The following is a 15,098-nucleotide window of genomic DNA, read 5'->3' as shown; positions in this document are numbered from 1 at the left end:
GCGGCGCCTGGTGCGGAAGGTCACCAGCGGACGGCGGTGGCGGCGGCGAAGTCGCCCGCGTAGGCGAAGCCGGAGAGCACCAGGAGGTCGCCCTTGCGCAGCATTCCGTCGTCGCGTGCCTTGGCCAGGGTCACCGGGACGCCGGCGCCGAAGAGGTTGCCGTAGGAGTCGAAGGTGTCCGGGTGCCGCTCGGGCTTGACCCCCAGCGACTCCCGCCAGTTGGCGAGGAACATCCGGTTCGGCTGGTTGGTGACCAGCAGGTCGATGTCCGCCGTCGGGGTGCCCAGGCGCTCGCACAGCTCGGTGGTGACCCGGGGGACCATGCGGTTGCCCCGCTCGACGATCTCCTGCACACCGGAGTTGGTGAACCCGAAGTCGACCTCGCCCTCGCCCGGCTCCCAGTACTTGCGGGTGTCGACGGAGAGGTTCATGTCGTAGGTGTAGCGCGGCTCGTGCAGCGTCACCGAGTCCAGGATCGGGGACTCGTCCCCGGCCCGCAGGAACGCGACGCCGCAGCCGTCGCCGGGGATCGGCGCGTGCCGGCGGTGCCGCATCTCGGGCCGGGCGAAGAACTGGCCGGCCATGTTGGCCACGTTGCAGATCAGTGCGCTGCGGGCGCCTCCGCTCGCGATGACCTGCCGCGCGATCTTCATCATGTGGACGAAGGAGATGCACCCGCTGTTGTGGACGTCGATGATCCACTCGGGAGCCGGTTTCAGGCCCAGCCGGTTGACGAGCTCCGCACCGGAACCGTTGATGATGCGGTCCGGGATGGTGACGTTGGTCAGCACCATGTCCACGTGGGCGTCCTCGCCCCGGGCACGGATGCGTTCGAGCATCGGCGCGACGGCCCGCTCCATCAACTGGGACGCGGTCTCCCGCGGGTCGATGTGCCGCCGCTCGGCGGGCGCCCGCAGGAAGTGGTTGTCCGAGTCGGCCTCGGCCGCGTCCGGGGAGAGGTAGAAGTCGGCGCCGACGACGCGCTCCGGGAGGAACGCGTCGACGTCGACCAGGCTGACCGGTATCACTCGGCGGCCCCGGGCTGCTCGGAGCCGAGGATCGGCAGGCCGTTGGCGTGCCGGTACTCCAGGATCCGCTTGAGGTTGGTCAGTTCGATCATGTGGCCCGCGTAGAACATGTCCCACAGGTCGCCGACCCAGGGGCGCTCGGAGTTCGGGGCCAGCTCGGGGTAGGGGTTCTTGTCGTAGTTCTGGTGGTGGCAGTTGATCCAGGTCACCACCGAGCCCGGCTTGCCCAGGACCTCCTCGGCGGGCAGCACCCGGAAGAAGTAGCGCATCCACAGGTCGTCGCCCTGGTCCCACGCGCAGTGGTAGTCCAGCGTCATGGCCTCGGCGCTCGACACCAGGCGCATGTAGATCTTGGTGTCCGGCACGATGATGTCCCGGCCCAGGTAGACGCCCGGGACGTCGGTGGGCTCGAAGTCACGGGTGCTGACCGTGTACTCCTCCAGGCTCTTGACGTCGCAGAGGTAGCGGAAGACGTCCTCCGGCGGGCAGTCGATGTAGCTCTGGATCGGGCAGAAGTCGCCGAACATCTCGTCGTGCGGGTAGGCGTCCTTCTGCATTTCCCGGGCGTCCTGGATCAGCTGTTCGGGCGGCGTGATCTCGCAGTGGACGATGCCGGGGATGTCAGCCAACTGGGGGGGCAGGGTGGCCATGCGGTGCTCCTGAGGTGTGGGTGTTCCGGGCGTTCAGCAGGTGGAGGAACGGAGTGAACGGCGGCATGTCGTCCGGGTCGCACCGGACGCCGATCAGGGCCGGACCCGCCGTTTCGTTGGTGTCGAGCAGCGTCTCGCGGAGCTGCTCGGCGGTGTGCGCCTCGACGGCCGTGAGCGACGGGAACATGGCCCGGGCCCCGGCCGCGATGTCCGCGGGCTTGAAGGAGTTGTAGGAGTAGGTGCCCTCGTAGAAGAGCTGTTCGCGGGTGACGCACATGCCGTGCGCGTTGTTGTCGAAGATCACGAACGTCACCGGAAGGCCGTACTCGACGGCGGTGTGCAGCTCCATTCCGTGGGCGTAGAAGCCGCCGTCGCCGGAGAGCACGTAGGTGCGGCGGCCGGTGGCGAAGGCGGCACCGATGCCGGCGCCGAAGCTGTGGCCCATGCCGCCCATGCCCATGGCGATGACGTAGTTCCCACGGCGGGGCGTCGCCAGGTAGTGGATGGCCGCGGCGCTGGCGTTGCCCGCGTCGGAGACGACGGTGGCGTCCTCGGGCACGGCGGCCTCGATGGCCCGCACCGCGTCCACCAGTCGTACGCCGCTGGTGCCGGTGTCGGGCAGCAGCAGGTGCTCGGGACCCTCCGCCGCGCAGGCCGCGGGGCGCTCGGGGAGAGCGGCCAGCGCCTCGTTGAGCGCGTGCAGTTCGGTGCGCAGGCAGCCGTCCACGTGCAGGGCGGGACGGCCGCCCGGGCGCGGTTCGGGAAAGGGCGGCTCGGGGTCGTAGGCGACCAGCGGGGTGTCCGCCAGCGCCACGTCGAGGCCCGCCCGCGCCATCACCGGCAGCCGGGTGCCGACCAGTACGCACACCGCGGCCTTCTCGATGCCGCGCAGCACCGTGGGGTGGCCGATCGCGCCGGTGACGCCCAGGAACCGCGGATCGTGGTTGTCGAAGGCGTCCTTGCCCTCCGGGGTGACGGCCACCGTGGCGTCCAGCAGCGCGGCGAGCCGGGCGAGTTCGGCGCGGGCGTCCTGGTGTGCCACGCCGTCGCCCGCGACGAGCACCACGTCCGCGCCGCGCGCCGCCTCGGTGGTGAGCAGTTCGGCGGCGGCGCCGCGCAGGACGGCGGCCGGTTCCTCGCGGACCGGCAGCAGGTCCCGCACGGGGAGCAGCCCCTCGGCGGCCGCCTGCTGGACGTCCTTGGGCAGCAGCAGGACCGCGGGGCCGCCGCGCGGGCCACGGGTGGCGTCCACCGCTGCCGCGAGCAGTTCGCCGGCGTCGGCGGGATCGTCGATCCGGGCGCAGAAGCGGCTGATGGAGCCGAAGAGCTGCACGGCGTCCAGCGAGCCGGAGAGGCCGCTGGAGTCCTGGAAGGCGCCGCGACCCTCGAGCGGGCGGGGTGGCTGGCCGACGAGCGCGAGCAGCGGAACCCGTGCGGCGTACGCCTCGGAGACACCCGGCACCAGGTTCATCGCTCCGGCGCCGGAGGTGGTCATCACGACGCCGAGGCCGCCGCCGGTGCGGTGGCTGCCCTCGGCCATGCAGGCCGCGGCGAACTCGTGCTTGGCCACCACGGGGGTGAGGCGGCCCGAGTGGTGGGCGGCGTCGTAGAGGTCCTCGATGTTCGCGCCACCGACGCCGAATACGTGTCGGACCCCCAGCGCTGCCAGGGATTCCACCAGGTAGTCGGCGACGCGCGGACCACCGCTGTGCATGGTGCCTCCCGTGGAGCAGGTGACCCGTCTCCACGGGAGGCTGCACGCGGGTGCGGCCTGCCGGGAGAAACGGTTCGGAACAGGCCGGAAGCGTAGGGACGCGCCGTCGGGGCGGGCCACGGTCGGGGGCAGACGGTAGTGGTTGTTCTAGAGCCTCCCCCGCCGGGCCAACCCTGCGCCGTCGGCGGCGCTCAGCGCTTGCGCGCGGTGCGGGCGAGGCCGGCGATGAGCACCAGACCGACGGCCAGGTGCAGCAGCACGAGGGTGACCTTCGCACCCGTGGTGACGCCGTTCAGCGGGCCGGTGAACAGGGACAGCACCAGCACCACCGAGGCGATGACGCTCCACACGGTTCCGGGCTTCGACGCCTTGCGCTCCAGCAGCTCCAGCAGGCCCCAGCCGAGCAGGCCGGAGAGGACGCCGGCGACGATGACCGAGGGCAGCTGGACGGTGGTCTCGGTCGCACCCGTCTTCGCGATCACCTTCACGTCGAAGGCGACGCGGGCGACGAACCACACCGCGGCCCCCACCAGCGTCGCCACGACCATGGTGACGATCCGGGGGCCGTTGGTGCTCTGCTTCACCGGCGTCAGGCCGGGGGCGGCGTTCGTGCTGGTCATGGCGTCAGCCTCCTGCTGGGGGGTGGGGGTGGGCCGATCCCCGGCATGGTGCGCGGAGGCTCTCGGCGCGGCCGACGGTAACGGCAGCGGCAGGCGCTGCGGGCGGCGCGCGGACCGTCCGGGCTGGCCTGTAGGGATTCCCTTAGGGGCCTCTCGTCCAGGCTGGAGCCGCACTGGCTTGGGGTGTTGTGCTCGCTCGGCCGACCGGTCCAGGGCGACCGCGAACCGACCGCTCCCGTGACGAGCCGTTCCCTCCGCATGCCCGGAGCACCTCGGGCGTCCCGTACGCACCGACCCGCCGAACGCGCGGAAAGCCGCGTCGGCGCGGCGGCGTTCGCGGGGACCGGCGCGGACGACCCGTGCGGTGCCGACCGGACTGTACTCATGCCGAACACATACCTGAGGAGATGGCACGGGTGGACGCAGGGATCAAGCGCGAGGTCGAGCAGAAGGTGGCGGCCGGCGAGCGGCTCAGCCGCGAGGACGGCATCGCGCTGTACGAGTGCGACGACCTGGCCTGGCTCGGCGGTCTCGCCCACGAGGTGCGGACGCGGAAGAACGGCGACGTCGTCCACTTCAACGTCAACCGTCACCTGAACATGACCAACGTGTGCACGGCGTCGTGCGCGTACTGCTCCTTCCAGCGCAAGCCGGGGGAGAAGGACGCCTACACCATGCGCATCGAGGAGGCCGTCAAGCTCGCCAAGGCGATGGAGAACGAGCAGCTCACCGAGCTGCACGTGGTCAACGGCCTGCACCCCACGCTGCCCTGGCGCTACTACCCGCGTTCCATCCGGGCGCTGAAGGAGGCGCTGCCGGACACCGTCGCGGTCAAGGCGTTCACCGCCACCGAGATCCACTGGTTCGAGCGGATCTCCGGCATGCCCGCCTCGGAGATCCTGGACGAGCTGATCGACGCCGGCCTGGAGTCGCTGACCGGCGGCGGCGCGGAGATCTTCGACTGGGACGTCCGCCAGCACATCGTCGACCACGACACCCACTGGGAGGACTGGTCGCGCATCCACCGCCTCGCGCACGAAAAGGGCATCAAGACCCCGTGCACCATGCTGTACGGCCACATCGAGGAGCCGCGCCATCGCGTCGACCACGTGCTGCGGCTGCGTGAACTCCAGGACGAGACCGGCGGCTTCCAGGTCTTCATCCCCCTGCGCTACCAGCACGACTTCCACGACTCCATGGACGGCAAGGTCCGCAACCGCCTCATGGAGCGGACCAAGATGGCTTCCCCCGCCGAGGCGCTGAAGACCTTCGCCGTCTCCCGCCTGCTCTTCGACAACGTGCCGCACGTGAAGGTCTTCTGGGTCATGCACGGCCTGCGCACCGCCGAGCTCGCCCTCTCGCACGGCGCGGACGACATCGACGGCTCGGTCGTCGAGTACAAGATCACGCACGACGCCGACGCCTACGGCACCCCCGACAAGATGAACCGCGAGAGCCTGCTCGACCTGATCCGGGACGCCGGTTTCCAGCCGGTGGAGCGCAACACCCGCTACGAGGTCATCGCCGAGTTCGACGGCCCGGACGCCGCGCGCCGCGACACCCCGCAGCCGATGCGGGTGTGAACCGCCCGCTGCACACGGCGACCCGAAGACGACCTCACAGATCGGTAGGCACGTGATGACTGACCAGGACGAGAAGCTCGAGGTCTGGATAGACCAGGACCTGTGCACGGGTGACGGCATCTGCTGCCAGTACGCGCCCGACATCTTCGAACTCGACATCGACGGTCTGGCGTACGTGAAGGACGAGGAGGGCGAACTCCTCCAGAAGGAGGGCTCCTCCGTCCTCGTCCCCACCATCGCCGTCCGCGACGTCCGCGACTCCGCGAAGGACTGCCCGGGCGACTGCATCCACGTGCGCCGGCAGAGCGACGGCGTCGAGGTGTACGGACCGAACGCAGAAGAAGACTGATGCCGGTCGTCGCGGGCCGGCCGTCCGCCGGAGGGGAGACCCGGGAGACGGCGCGCCGTCCCCGGGTCGGACACATCGACTTCCTGAACTGCCTCCCGCTGTTCTGGGGCCTGGCCCGCACGGGCCACCTGCTCGACTTCGACCTGCGCAAGGAGTCGCCCGAGCGGCTGAGCGACGCGCTCGTGGCCGGAGAGCTGGACGTCGGCCCGATCAGCGTCATGGAGTACCTGCGCAACGCCGAGGACCTGGTCCTGCTGCCGGACATCGCGGTCGGCGCCGACGGCCCGGTGATGTCCTGCCTGCTGCTCAGCAAGGTGCCGCTGGACGAGCTGGACGACGTGCCGCTGGCCTGCACGACGACCAGCCGCACCTCGGTGCGGCTCGCCGAACTGCTGCTCGCCGAGTCGGTGGGGGTGAAGCCGAAGTACTTCAGCTGCCCGCCCGACCTGCCGACCATGATGGCCGGCGCCCCGGCTGCCGTGGTCATCGGTGACGCGGCGCTGCGCGCCTCGCTGCTCGACGCCGGCACGTTCGGCTTCGAGGTCCACGACCTGGCCGACATGTGGCGGGAGTGGACCGGCCTCCCCTTCGTCTTCGCCGTCTTCGCGGCGCGGCGGGAGTTCCTCGAGGCCCGTCCGGAGACGGTCCGCGAGGTGCACGCCGGATTCCTCGCCTCCCGCGAGCTGTTCCTCGACGAGATCGACGAGGTGTGCACCAAGGCCGCGCGCTGGGAGGACTTCGACGCGGAGACGCTGAAGCGGTACTACCTGTCCGCCCTCGACTTCCAGCTCGGCGAGCGGCAGCTCGCCGGCCTCAAGGAGTTCGCCCGCCGCGTCGGCGGCGCCGAGGCGGGCTTCCCGCCGGACGTACGGATCGACCTGCTGGAGACCGGACCCTCGGCCTGACGCCGCCGGTCCGCGCACCTCACCCGAGAGAGAAAGGCGGCCCGAAGTGGCCAACCCGACCAGTCGTCTCACCGCTGCTCTGGACCGTGCCGCCGAGGGAGGCCGCATCACGCCCGAAGAGGCGCTGGAGCTCTACCGCGACGCTCCGCTGCACGCGCTCGGGCAGGCCGCCGACGCCGTGCGCCGCCGCCGGTACGCCGGCCGCGAGAACCTGGCGACGTACATCATCGAGCGGAACATCAACTACACCAACGTCTGCGTGACGGCGTGCAAGTTCTGCGCGTTCTACGCGCCGCCGAAGTCGGAGGCGGGCTGGGAGCGGGACCTGGAGGAGATCCTGCGCCGCTGCGGCGAGACCGTCGAGCTGGGCGGCACGCAGATCATGTTCCAGGGCGGCCACCACCCGGACCACGGCGTCGAGTACTACGAGCGCATGTTCAGCGAGATCAAGAAGGCCTACCCGGAGCTGGTCATCCACTCCCTGGGGGCCTCCGAGGTCGCGCACATGTCGAAGGTCTCCGAGGTCTCTCCCGAGGAGGCGGTCCGCCGCATCCACGAGGCGGGTCTGGACTCGTTCGCGGGCGCGGGCGCCGAGCTGCTGCCGGAGCGGCCGCGGAAGGCGATCGCGCCGCTGAAGGAGTCCGGCGAACGCTGGCTGGAGATCATGGAGATCGCCCACAACCTGGGCGTCGAGTCGACCACGACCATGCTGATGGGCACCGGCGAGACGAACGCGGAGCGCATAGAGCACCTGCGGATGATCCGCGACGTGCAGGACCGCACCGGCGGCTTCCGCGCGTTCATCCCGTACACCTACCAGCCGGAGAACAACGCGCTGAAGGGCCGTACGCAGGCCACCTCCCTGGAGTACCTGCGCCTGATCGCCCTCGCGCGGATCTTCCTCGACAACGTCGCCCACATCCAGGGCTCCTGGCTCACGACGGGCAAGGAGCTGGGCCAGCTCACCCTGCACTACGGCGCAGACGACCTCGGCTCGGTGATGCTGGAGGAGAACGTGGTCTCCTCCGCGGGCGCCAAGCACCGCTCCAACCTTCCCGAGCTGATCGAGCTCATCCGCGGCTCGGACCGGGTTCCCGCGCAGCGCAACACCACCTACGAGATCCTGCGCGTGCACGACGACCCGGCGCACGACCCGGTCGACGAGAAGGTCGTCTCGCACCTGTCGTCCACGGTCGACTCCGGCGAGGGCATCCGCAAGCGCCGGTCCCTCAAGGTCCTCCCGACGGCCGGCTGAAGGGTGGCGCGAGCGATGAAGGTATTCGTCACGGGCGGCGCGGGCTTCATCGGCTCGCAGTACGTCCGCGCCATGCTGGCCGGGGACTACGCCGACTACGAGGATGCCGAGGTCACCGTCTTCGACCTGCTCACCTACGCGGGCAACACGGCGAACCTGCCGATGGACCACGAGCGGCTGACGTTCGTCCAGGGCGACATCCGCGACGGCGCCGCGCTGGACCGGGTGCTCCCCGGGCACGACGTCGTGGTCCACTTCGCCGCCGAGTCCCACGTGGACCGGTCGGTGGCCGGTGCGGAGCCGTTCGTCTCCACCAACGTGCTGGGCACCCAGCAGCTGCTGGACGCGAGCCTGCGGGCCGAGGTCCGCACCGTGCTGTGCGTCTCCACCGACGAGGTGTACGGCTCGATCGAGTCCGGGTCCTGGGACGAGCACGAACCGCTGCTGCCCAACTCGCCCTACTCGGCGTCCAAGGCGGGCAGCGACCTCATCGCCCGTGCCTTCTGGCGCACCCACGGCCTGGACGTGCGGATCACCCGCTGCTCCAACAACTACGGGCCGTACCAGAACGTCGAGAAGCTCATCCCGCTGTTCATCACCAACCTGCTGGCCGGCAAGCCCGTCGGGCTGTACGGCGACGGGAGCAACGTCCGCGAGTGGCTGCACGTCGCCGACCACTGCGCGGCGCTGCAGCTGGTGCTCACCGACGGCGCGCCGGGCGAGGTCTACAACATCGGCAGCGGCGTCGAGGTCACCAACGCCGAGATCACCGACCACCTGCTCGACCTGTGCGGCGCCGACCGGGGTCTCGTGCGGTTCGTGGAGGACCGCAAGGGCCACGACCTGCGCTACTCCCTCGACTTCGGCAAGATCACCAAGCTCGGGTTCAGCCCGGCGGTCGACTTCGCGGACGGGCTCAAGTCGACGGTCGAGTGGTACCGCGACCGCTCCGACTGGTGGGCCCCGCAGTCCTGATCCTGCACCCCGCACCCTCACCGCCCGGTCGGCATGTGCCGACCGGGCGGTGTCGTCTCCGGACGACGCCGGTGCGGGTCGGGCCCTGCCTACGCCTCGTCGTCCCAGGTGACCGGGAGTGCGTGCACCCCGTAGTGGAGCATGTCGGTCCGCAGCGGGACCTCGGCCGCGGGGACGGCGAGACGGAGCGAGGGGAAACGGGCGAACAGCGCCGGGTAGGCGACGCGCAGGATGCTGCGGGCCAGGTGCTGGCCGATGCACTGGTGCTCGCCGTGGCCGAAGGCCAGGTGTCCCTGGGTGGAACGCGTGAGGTCGAGGCGGTCCGCGTCGGGGAAGTGCTCCGGGTCCCGGTTGGCCGCCGGCAGGGAGACCACCACGGTGTCGCCGGCGCGGACCGCGCTGCCGTCCAGGTCGACGTCCTCGAGGGCGGCCCTGCTGGCGCCCAGGTGGGAGATGGTCAGGTACCGCAGCAGCTCCTCCACCGCGTTGTCCGCCAGCTCCGGCCGCTCGCGCAGCAGCGCGAGCTGGTCCGGATGCTCCAGCAGCGCGAAGGTGCCCAGCGCCAGCATGTTGGCGGTGGTGTCGAAGCCGCCGCCGAGCAGCGCCCACGCGATGTTGACCAGTTCCTCGTCGGTGACCTTCCCCCCGGCCGCCAGGTCGCCGAGCAGGTCGTCGCCCGGTTCGGCGTGCTTCTCGGCGACCAGCTTCTGCAGCGCCTCCCCGATGACCGTGCACGACTCGATCAGCTCCTCCACGGTGTACGTCATCCGGGAGAGCAGGGCGAGGTGTTCGCTCAGCGGCTCGCGCACGTGGTCCGGGACGCCGAGCATCTCGCACATGACGCGGACCGGAAGCGGCTCCGCGAAGGCGGCGACCAGGTCGACCGGCCGCTCGTCGCGCGGGGTGCGGGCCATCGCGTCCAGGTGCTCGGTGGTGAGCCGCGTGATCATCGGGGTCAGTTCGGCGACCCCGCGCATCGTGAACCGACGCGTGATCAGCCGCCGGTAGTGCGAGTGGTCGGGCTGGTCCATCTTGATGAACGCGCCGGGCCCCGCGGCCGGTGGCTGGTACTCCGTGAGGGGGAACGGCGGCGGGATCGGCAGGCCGATCAGTTCGTTGCGGTGGCTGAAACGGCGGTCGCTCAGCACCGCGCGGGCCGCGGCGAGGCGCGTGACCAGCCAGCCGCCGCCGTCGCCCGGCCCGACGGTGAGCTTCAGGGGCGACACCGGGCACGTCTCGCGCAGCTCCGCGTACGCCGGCGGCGGGTCGAACGGGCAGGTCCGTTCGACCGGGAGCGTCGCCGGGGTGGGGTGGTCGTCGGTCGTGTCGGTCACGAGTGCTCCAGCGAACGGGTGGACAGCCGGTCCTCGATGACGTCGGCGGCGCGCGCCGCACCGCCGGCCGCGTGGATGTGGCGCCGCATCTCCTGCGCCCGCTCCCGCATCCCGGAGTCCTCGCAGACCCGGGTCACGGCCGCCTGCAGCGCCTCCACCGAGGCGTCCTCCGGCCGGACCGTCTCCGCGAGCCCCAGCTGTGCGAGACGCTTGGCGTTCACCTTCTGCTCGGGGTGGTGCGGGACGACCACCATGGGCACGCCCTTGTGCAGCGACTCCATGATGCTCCCCATGCCGGACTGGCACAGGAAGACCGAGGTGTGGGCGAGCACGGCGCTCAGCGGGACCCAGGAGTGGGCCTCGACGTTGGGCGGCAGCGGGCCGAGGTCCGCCGGGTCGACGCGGCTGCCGAGGGCCATCACGACGTGCCAGGGCGAGTCCGCGAACGCGCGGGCGCAGTCGCGGAAGAAGTCCGGCCGGCCGTGGATGGTGGTGCCCAGCGACACCAGCAGCACCGGCCTGCCGTCCGCCGGAGGCGTCCAGGCGTGGTCCTCCCGGCGCTGCCCGACCGTCGGACCGACGAAGGCGTGGCGCGCGTCGAACGTCCCGGCCGAGAACTGGAACTCCTTCGGCAGGAACGCGACCGTGAACTCCTCGTGGCCGTGGAAGAGTTCCGCCTGAGCCTCCTCGGGCAGCCCGCTGCCGGTCACCAGCTCGGTGAGCCGGGCCGCGAACTCGGCGAGGGCCGGGTGCTTCGGGTCGATCTCCCCGGCGAACTCGTTGCACTCGTCCGACAGGTTGAAGTGCTCGTTGGAGATGAACGTGGGGGACACCTGGACCCGGGGGCGCTCCCAGCCGGCCGCGAGCAGCCGCCCGGTGAGCCACAGCGTCGTGTCGTAGACCACGGCGTCCGGCGGCCCGTCGGCGAACGCCGCCTCGATCGCCGGCATGACGGCGGTGCTCGACTCCAGCAGCCGCAGCGCGGAGCGGGCTGACTCGTCGGCGTCGATCACCTCCGGCGGGGAGGCGGTGGACAGCGGCGGTTCGTAGAGCCGCACCTCGGCTCCCGTCGCCCGTACCCGCTCCGCGAACTCCTCGCTGGCGAAACAGGTCACCCGGTGCCCGCGTGCCACCAGCTCCGACAGCACGGCGATCACCGGCATCGTGTGGCCGTAGGACGGGTACGGCAGGAACGCGAGGTGCCGGCGCGGCCGTTCCGCGGGCGACGTCCCCGTCATGACGCCGCCAGCTGCGCCTCGATGGCGTCGGCGGCGAACTGCGGGCCCTTGCGGCCGGCGATGCTCGCGGCCATGTCCTTCACCCGCTGCCGGGTCGCGCCGTCCTCGTACAGACCGACGACGGCCTCGCGGAGCGCTTCGGCGGTCAGCTCGGACGGCGCGATGGTGCGGCCCAGCCCGAGTTCGACGAGCCGGCCGGCCACCACGTGCTGTTCGGCGGTGCGCGGCACCACCACCGGCGGGATGCCGTGGTACAGCGCCTCCATGGTGCTGCCCATCCCGGCGTGCGAGACGAACGCCGAGGCGTGCTCCAGCACGGCGAGCTGCGGGACCCAGGCGTGGGTCTCGACGTTGGGCGGCAGCGGGCCCAGGTCGTCGGCGGTGACCAGGCCGCCCAGCGACAGCACCACGTGCCAGGGCAGGTCGGCGAGCGCGGTGAGGGCGTGCCGGTAGAAATCGGCCTGGTTCTCGTAGCCGAAGCTGCCGAGGGCGACGAGGACCACCGGCCTGCCGTCGCCCGGGGGCTGCCACTCGCCCTGGTGGGCCCGGTCGCCGATGCAGGGTCCGGCGAAGGCGTGCGTGGCGCCGAAGGTGTCCGAACCCGGCTGGAACTCCGGCGGGACGAACACCAGCGTCTGCTTCTCCTCGCCGCCCGCGGAGAACTCCTCGTTGGAGACGTCCTCCAGCCCGTGCGCATCCAGCGTCTCGCGCATCAGCTCCTGCGCCTGCACCAGCGACGGGTGGTCGGGGGAGGGCGGCGTGAAGTCCGGGGCCATGGCCATGTCGGCGTACGGGTTGGCGTGCTCGCCGACCACGAAGGTGGTCGCCGTCAGCATGGCGGGCACGTTCCACTTGCGGGCCAGCAGCCGGCCGCTGGCGAAGCCGAAGGAGTCGTAGACCATCAGGTCGGGCCGGTCGCCGTCGAGCTGCCGCTCCGCGTCCGCCAGCGGCGTGAAGGCCTCCCTCAGATGGGCGATCGACGCCTCGGCGATGTCGTCGCCGGTGATCTTCTCGGGGATGGCCACGGTGTTCCAGGACTTGGGGACCACGGAGTCGTACGCGATCACCTCGGCGCCGGTCGCGGCGACGACGTCGGCGAAGTGCGAGGCCACGGTGTACGTCACCCGGTGCCCGCGCCGGACCAGCTCCGCGGCCACGGGCAGCGTCGGATTGATGTGCCCGTGGGCCGCGTAGTTGAAGAAGGCGATGTGCCGGCCCTCGGTCATCGGGCTTCCCTTTCCCTCCGTGCCGTTTCCATGACGTACTCGCCGTAACCCGACTTGGTCAGGGCGGCACCGCGCCGGTAGCAGGCGTCGGCGTCGATGAAGCCCCGCCGCAGCGCGATCTCCTCGATGCAGGCGATGCGCACCCCCTGCCGGCGCTCCAGCACCTGCACGTACTGGCCCGCGTCGAGCAGCGAGTCGTGGGTGCCGGTGTCCAGCCAGGCGAAGCCGCGGCCGAGGTCGATCACCTTGGCCCTGCCCTCCTGCTGGTAGGGGCGGATGACGTCGGTGATCTCCAGTTCGCCGCGCGCCGACGGGGTGAGGTTCTTCGCGATGTCCAGCGCCCGGTTGTCGAAGAAGTACAGGCCGGTGATCGCGCGGTTGGTCTTGGGCTGCTGCGGCTTCTCCTCGATGGCGACCAGCAGGCCGTTCTCGTCCACCTCGCCCACGCCGTACCGTTCCGGGTCGGAGACGTGGTAGCCGAACAGCACGCAGCCGTCCAGGTCGCGGCGGCTGTCGCGGAGGAAGTCGGACATGCCGGGGCCGTGGAAGATGTTGTCGCCCAGGATCAGCGCCATGGAGTCGTCCCCGACGTAGTCCGCGCCGATCAGGAACGCCTCCGGGAGCCCGTTGGGCTCGTCCTGCACGGCGTACTCCAACCGCATGCCCAGCTCGGAGCCGTCGCCGAGAAGGCGCTGGAACAGCGGCTGGTCCTCGGCGGTGGAGATGATGAGGACGTCCCGGATGTCGGCGAGCATCAGCACGGACAGCGGGTAGTAGATCATCGGCTTGTCGTAGACGGGGAGCAGCTGTTTGGACACAGCCAACGTCACGGGGTGCAGACGCGTTCCGGCGCCTCCCGCGAGGATGATGCCCTTCATCGTTGCGTCACTTCCGTAGGTTGCGGGTGATCGGGCCGGGGCTGCGGCGCAGGGGCGGCCGGCCGGTCGGCGGCGGGCAGACGTGACTCGAGGAAGTCCGCGCCCCGCACGGCGCCGCCGGCCTCCTCGATGTGGCGGCGCATGCCGGTCACCGCGGCACGGACGCGGCTGCTGCCGACGACCTCGTCGACCGCGGTGCGCAGGTCCCCGGGGCCGCTGCTCTCCCGGAACAGCGCCCGGCCGAGTCCCAGTTCGGCGGCCCGGCGAGCCGCGACCCGCTGGTCCCAGTGGTAGGGGACCAGCACTGTCGGCACGCCCCAGGCCATGGACGTCAGAAGGCTGCCCATCCCGCCGTGCGTGACGAACGCGGCGGCGTGCCGCAGCACGTCCGGGTAGTGCAGCCACTGGTGGATCTCGACGTGGTCGGGCTGCGGACCCAGCTCGTCGGGAGCGACGCGGTGGCCGAGCGTCACCACCAGGTGCCACGGGGAGTCGGCGAGTTCCCGGACGCAGGAGCGCAGGAACTCCGTCTGGCCGGGGGTGTGCGAGCTGCCCAGAGACAGCAGAACGACCTCGCGGCCGTTGCCGGGAGGCGTCCAGGACGGCTCGTCGTCCGGGTCGCCCGGGCCGTCCTCGGCAGGCCCGGTGCACGGCCCGACGAAGGCGCAGCGTTCAGCGTCGAAGGTTTCGGAGGCGATCTGGAAGGCCTCGGGGAGGAACACGAGGTTGTCGCCGTGCTCCGCTCCGGGCACGTCGTGACAGGACAGGACCTCCAGACCCGTCTCCGCCAGGCGCCGCTGCTGCCGGGCGACGAACGCGGTGATCGCCGGGTCCTGCGGGTCGATCGGCTCGACGGGGTTCTCGTCCGTGGCCTCCTGTGCCTGCCGGTCGGTCATGGAGAAGTCCGGGCTGTCGGCGAAGGTGGGGCACAGCTGCACCGTCGGCACGTTCCAGTTGCGGCCCAGCAGCCGGGCCGACTCGGACGCCGCGAGGTCGTGCGCGATCAGGTCCGGCCGGTCGTCCTCCAGATGTGCGACCGCCGTCGGCAGCGGCGCCAGGCCCTCCTCGAAGAAGGCCAGCAGGTTCTCCGCCCCGAACCCGGGTGGACCGTCCTGCCAGGGGAAGGACGACGCGTACTCCACCGGCTCCGCACCCGCGGCACGCACCTCGTCCGCGAACCGCTTCGCGACGAAGCACGTCACCCGGTGCCCGCGCCGGACCAGTTCGGTCAGCGTGGGCAGCGCCGGGGCGATGTGGGCGTAGGCCGGGAACGTGAACACGGCCACGTGGCTGCGGCGTGCCCGCTCGGTGCGGGCTGCGGGGATTCCGTGCACGCGGCGAGT

At 71.2% G+C, this 15,098-nt stretch carries 14 protein-coding genes; 5 read left to right on the top strand and 9 right to left on the bottom strand.

Translation table 11 applies throughout. From position 1 onward, the window contains the following. Positions 1-20: 20 nt before the first annotated feature. The 4 genes from RM572_RS02885 to RM572_RS02870 all read right to left on the bottom strand — a co-directional run bounded on the left by RM572_RS02885 (position 21) and on the right by RM572_RS02870 (position 4,012). Positions 21-1,028, bottom strand: a complete 1,008-nt coding sequence (locus tag RM572_RS02885) for a 3-oxoacyl-ACP synthase III family protein (protein ID WP_311671647.1) — start codon at positions 1,026-1,028, stop codon at positions 21-23. Beyond that, on the bottom strand, positions 1,025-1,678 hold the full coding sequence (locus tag RM572_RS02880; protein WP_027764863.1) for an SRPBCC family protein: 654 nt from the start codon (positions 1,676-1,678) through the stop codon (positions 1,025-1,027). Before RM572_RS02880 ends, RM572_RS02885 begins: the two co-directional genes overlap by 4 nt. After that, on the bottom strand, positions 1,650-3,392 hold the full coding sequence (locus tag RM572_RS02875) for a thiamine pyrophosphate-binding protein (RefSeq protein WP_311671646.1): 1,743 nt from the start codon (positions 3,390-3,392) through the stop codon (positions 1,650-1,652). The genes RM572_RS02880 and RM572_RS02875 overlap by 29 nt, the downstream gene beginning before the upstream one ends. Before the next feature lie 191 nt (positions 3,393-3,583). Beyond that, positions 3,584-4,012 carry a DUF6069 family protein gene (locus RM572_RS02870; RefSeq protein WP_136184064.1) on the bottom strand — a complete coding sequence of 143 codons (429 nt, stop codon included), beginning with the start codon at positions 4,010-4,012 and terminating at the stop codon, positions 3,584-3,586. Positions 4,013-4,428: 416 nt separating this feature from the next. Between RM572_RS02870 and mqnE the strand changes: the two genes are divergently transcribed. Genes mqnE through rfbB form a run of 5 tightly spaced genes read left to right on the top strand, consistent with a single transcriptional unit; the run spans position 4,429 to position 9,079 of the window. Next, entirely contained in the window at positions 4,429-5,595 is a 1,167-nt protein-coding gene (gene mqnE, locus RM572_RS02865; RefSeq protein WP_311671645.1) for an aminofutalosine synthase MqnE, read from the top strand. A gap of 55 nt (positions 5,596-5,650) precedes the next feature. Then, the gene (locus RM572_RS02860; protein ID WP_311671644.1) at positions 5,651-5,944 is read left to right on the top strand and encodes a ferredoxin; all 294 of its coding nucleotides are present in this window, start codon (positions 5,651-5,653) and stop codon (positions 5,942-5,944) included. After that, positions 5,944-6,849, top strand: coding sequence for a menaquinone biosynthetic enzyme MqnA/MqnD family protein (locus RM572_RS02855; protein WP_311671643.1), 906 nt, complete (start codon positions 5,944-5,946; stop codon positions 6,847-6,849). The genes RM572_RS02860 and RM572_RS02855 overlap by 1 nt, the downstream gene beginning before the upstream one ends. Positions 6,850-6,895: 46 nt before the next feature. Continuing rightward, positions 6,896-8,104, top strand: a complete 1,209-nt coding sequence (gene mqnC, locus RM572_RS02850; RefSeq protein WP_311671642.1) for a cyclic dehypoxanthinyl futalosine synthase — start codon at positions 6,896-6,898, stop codon at positions 8,102-8,104. Positions 8,105-8,119: 15 nt separating this feature from the next. After that, a complete protein-coding gene (gene rfbB / locus RM572_RS02845) occupies positions 8,120-9,079 on the top strand; it encodes a dTDP-glucose 4,6-dehydratase (protein ID WP_311671641.1) in 960 nt (319 codons plus the stop codon). Positions 9,080-9,168: 89 nt separating this feature from the next. Here the strand turns inward: rfbB and RM572_RS02840 are convergent, their stop codons facing one another. The 5 genes from RM572_RS02840 to RM572_RS02820 are packed head-to-tail and all read right to left on the bottom strand — an operon-like array spanning position 9,169 to position 15,089. Next, positions 9,169-10,413 carry a cytochrome P450 gene (locus RM572_RS02840; RefSeq protein WP_311671640.1) on the bottom strand — a complete coding sequence of 415 codons (1,245 nt, stop codon included), beginning with the start codon at positions 10,411-10,413 and terminating at the stop codon, positions 9,169-9,171. Continuing rightward, complete coding sequence (locus tag RM572_RS02835) at positions 10,410-11,651, bottom strand: macrolide family glycosyltransferase (RefSeq protein WP_311671639.1); 1,242 nt, start codon at positions 11,649-11,651, stop codon at positions 10,410-10,412. The genes RM572_RS02840 and RM572_RS02835 overlap by 4 nt, the downstream gene beginning before the upstream one ends. Then, complete coding sequence (locus RM572_RS02830) at positions 11,648-12,877, bottom strand: macrolide family glycosyltransferase (protein ID WP_311671638.1); 1,230 nt, start codon at positions 12,875-12,877, stop codon at positions 11,648-11,650. Before RM572_RS02830 ends, RM572_RS02835 begins: the two co-directional genes overlap by 4 nt. Continuing rightward, positions 12,874-13,755, bottom strand: coding sequence for a glucose-1-phosphate thymidylyltransferase RfbA (gene rfbA, locus RM572_RS02825; protein WP_311671637.1), 882 nt, complete (start codon positions 13,753-13,755; stop codon positions 12,874-12,876). The genes RM572_RS02830 and rfbA overlap by 4 nt, the downstream gene beginning before the upstream one ends. Further along, entirely contained in the window at positions 13,752-15,089 is a 1,338-nt protein-coding gene (locus tag RM572_RS02820) for a macrolide family glycosyltransferase (protein WP_311671636.1), read from the bottom strand. The genes rfbA and RM572_RS02820 overlap by 4 nt, the downstream gene beginning before the upstream one ends. Positions 15,090-15,098: the final 9 nt, after the last annotated feature.

Origin of the sequence: Streptomyces hazeniae (assembly GCF_031845485.1) — a bacterium.
GTDB lineage: Bacteria > Actinomycetota > Actinomycetes > Streptomycetales > Streptomycetaceae > Streptomyces > Streptomyces hazeniae.
Note: the sequence above shows the minus strand (reverse complement) of the source record. Positions and strands in the feature narration are given on the sequence as shown.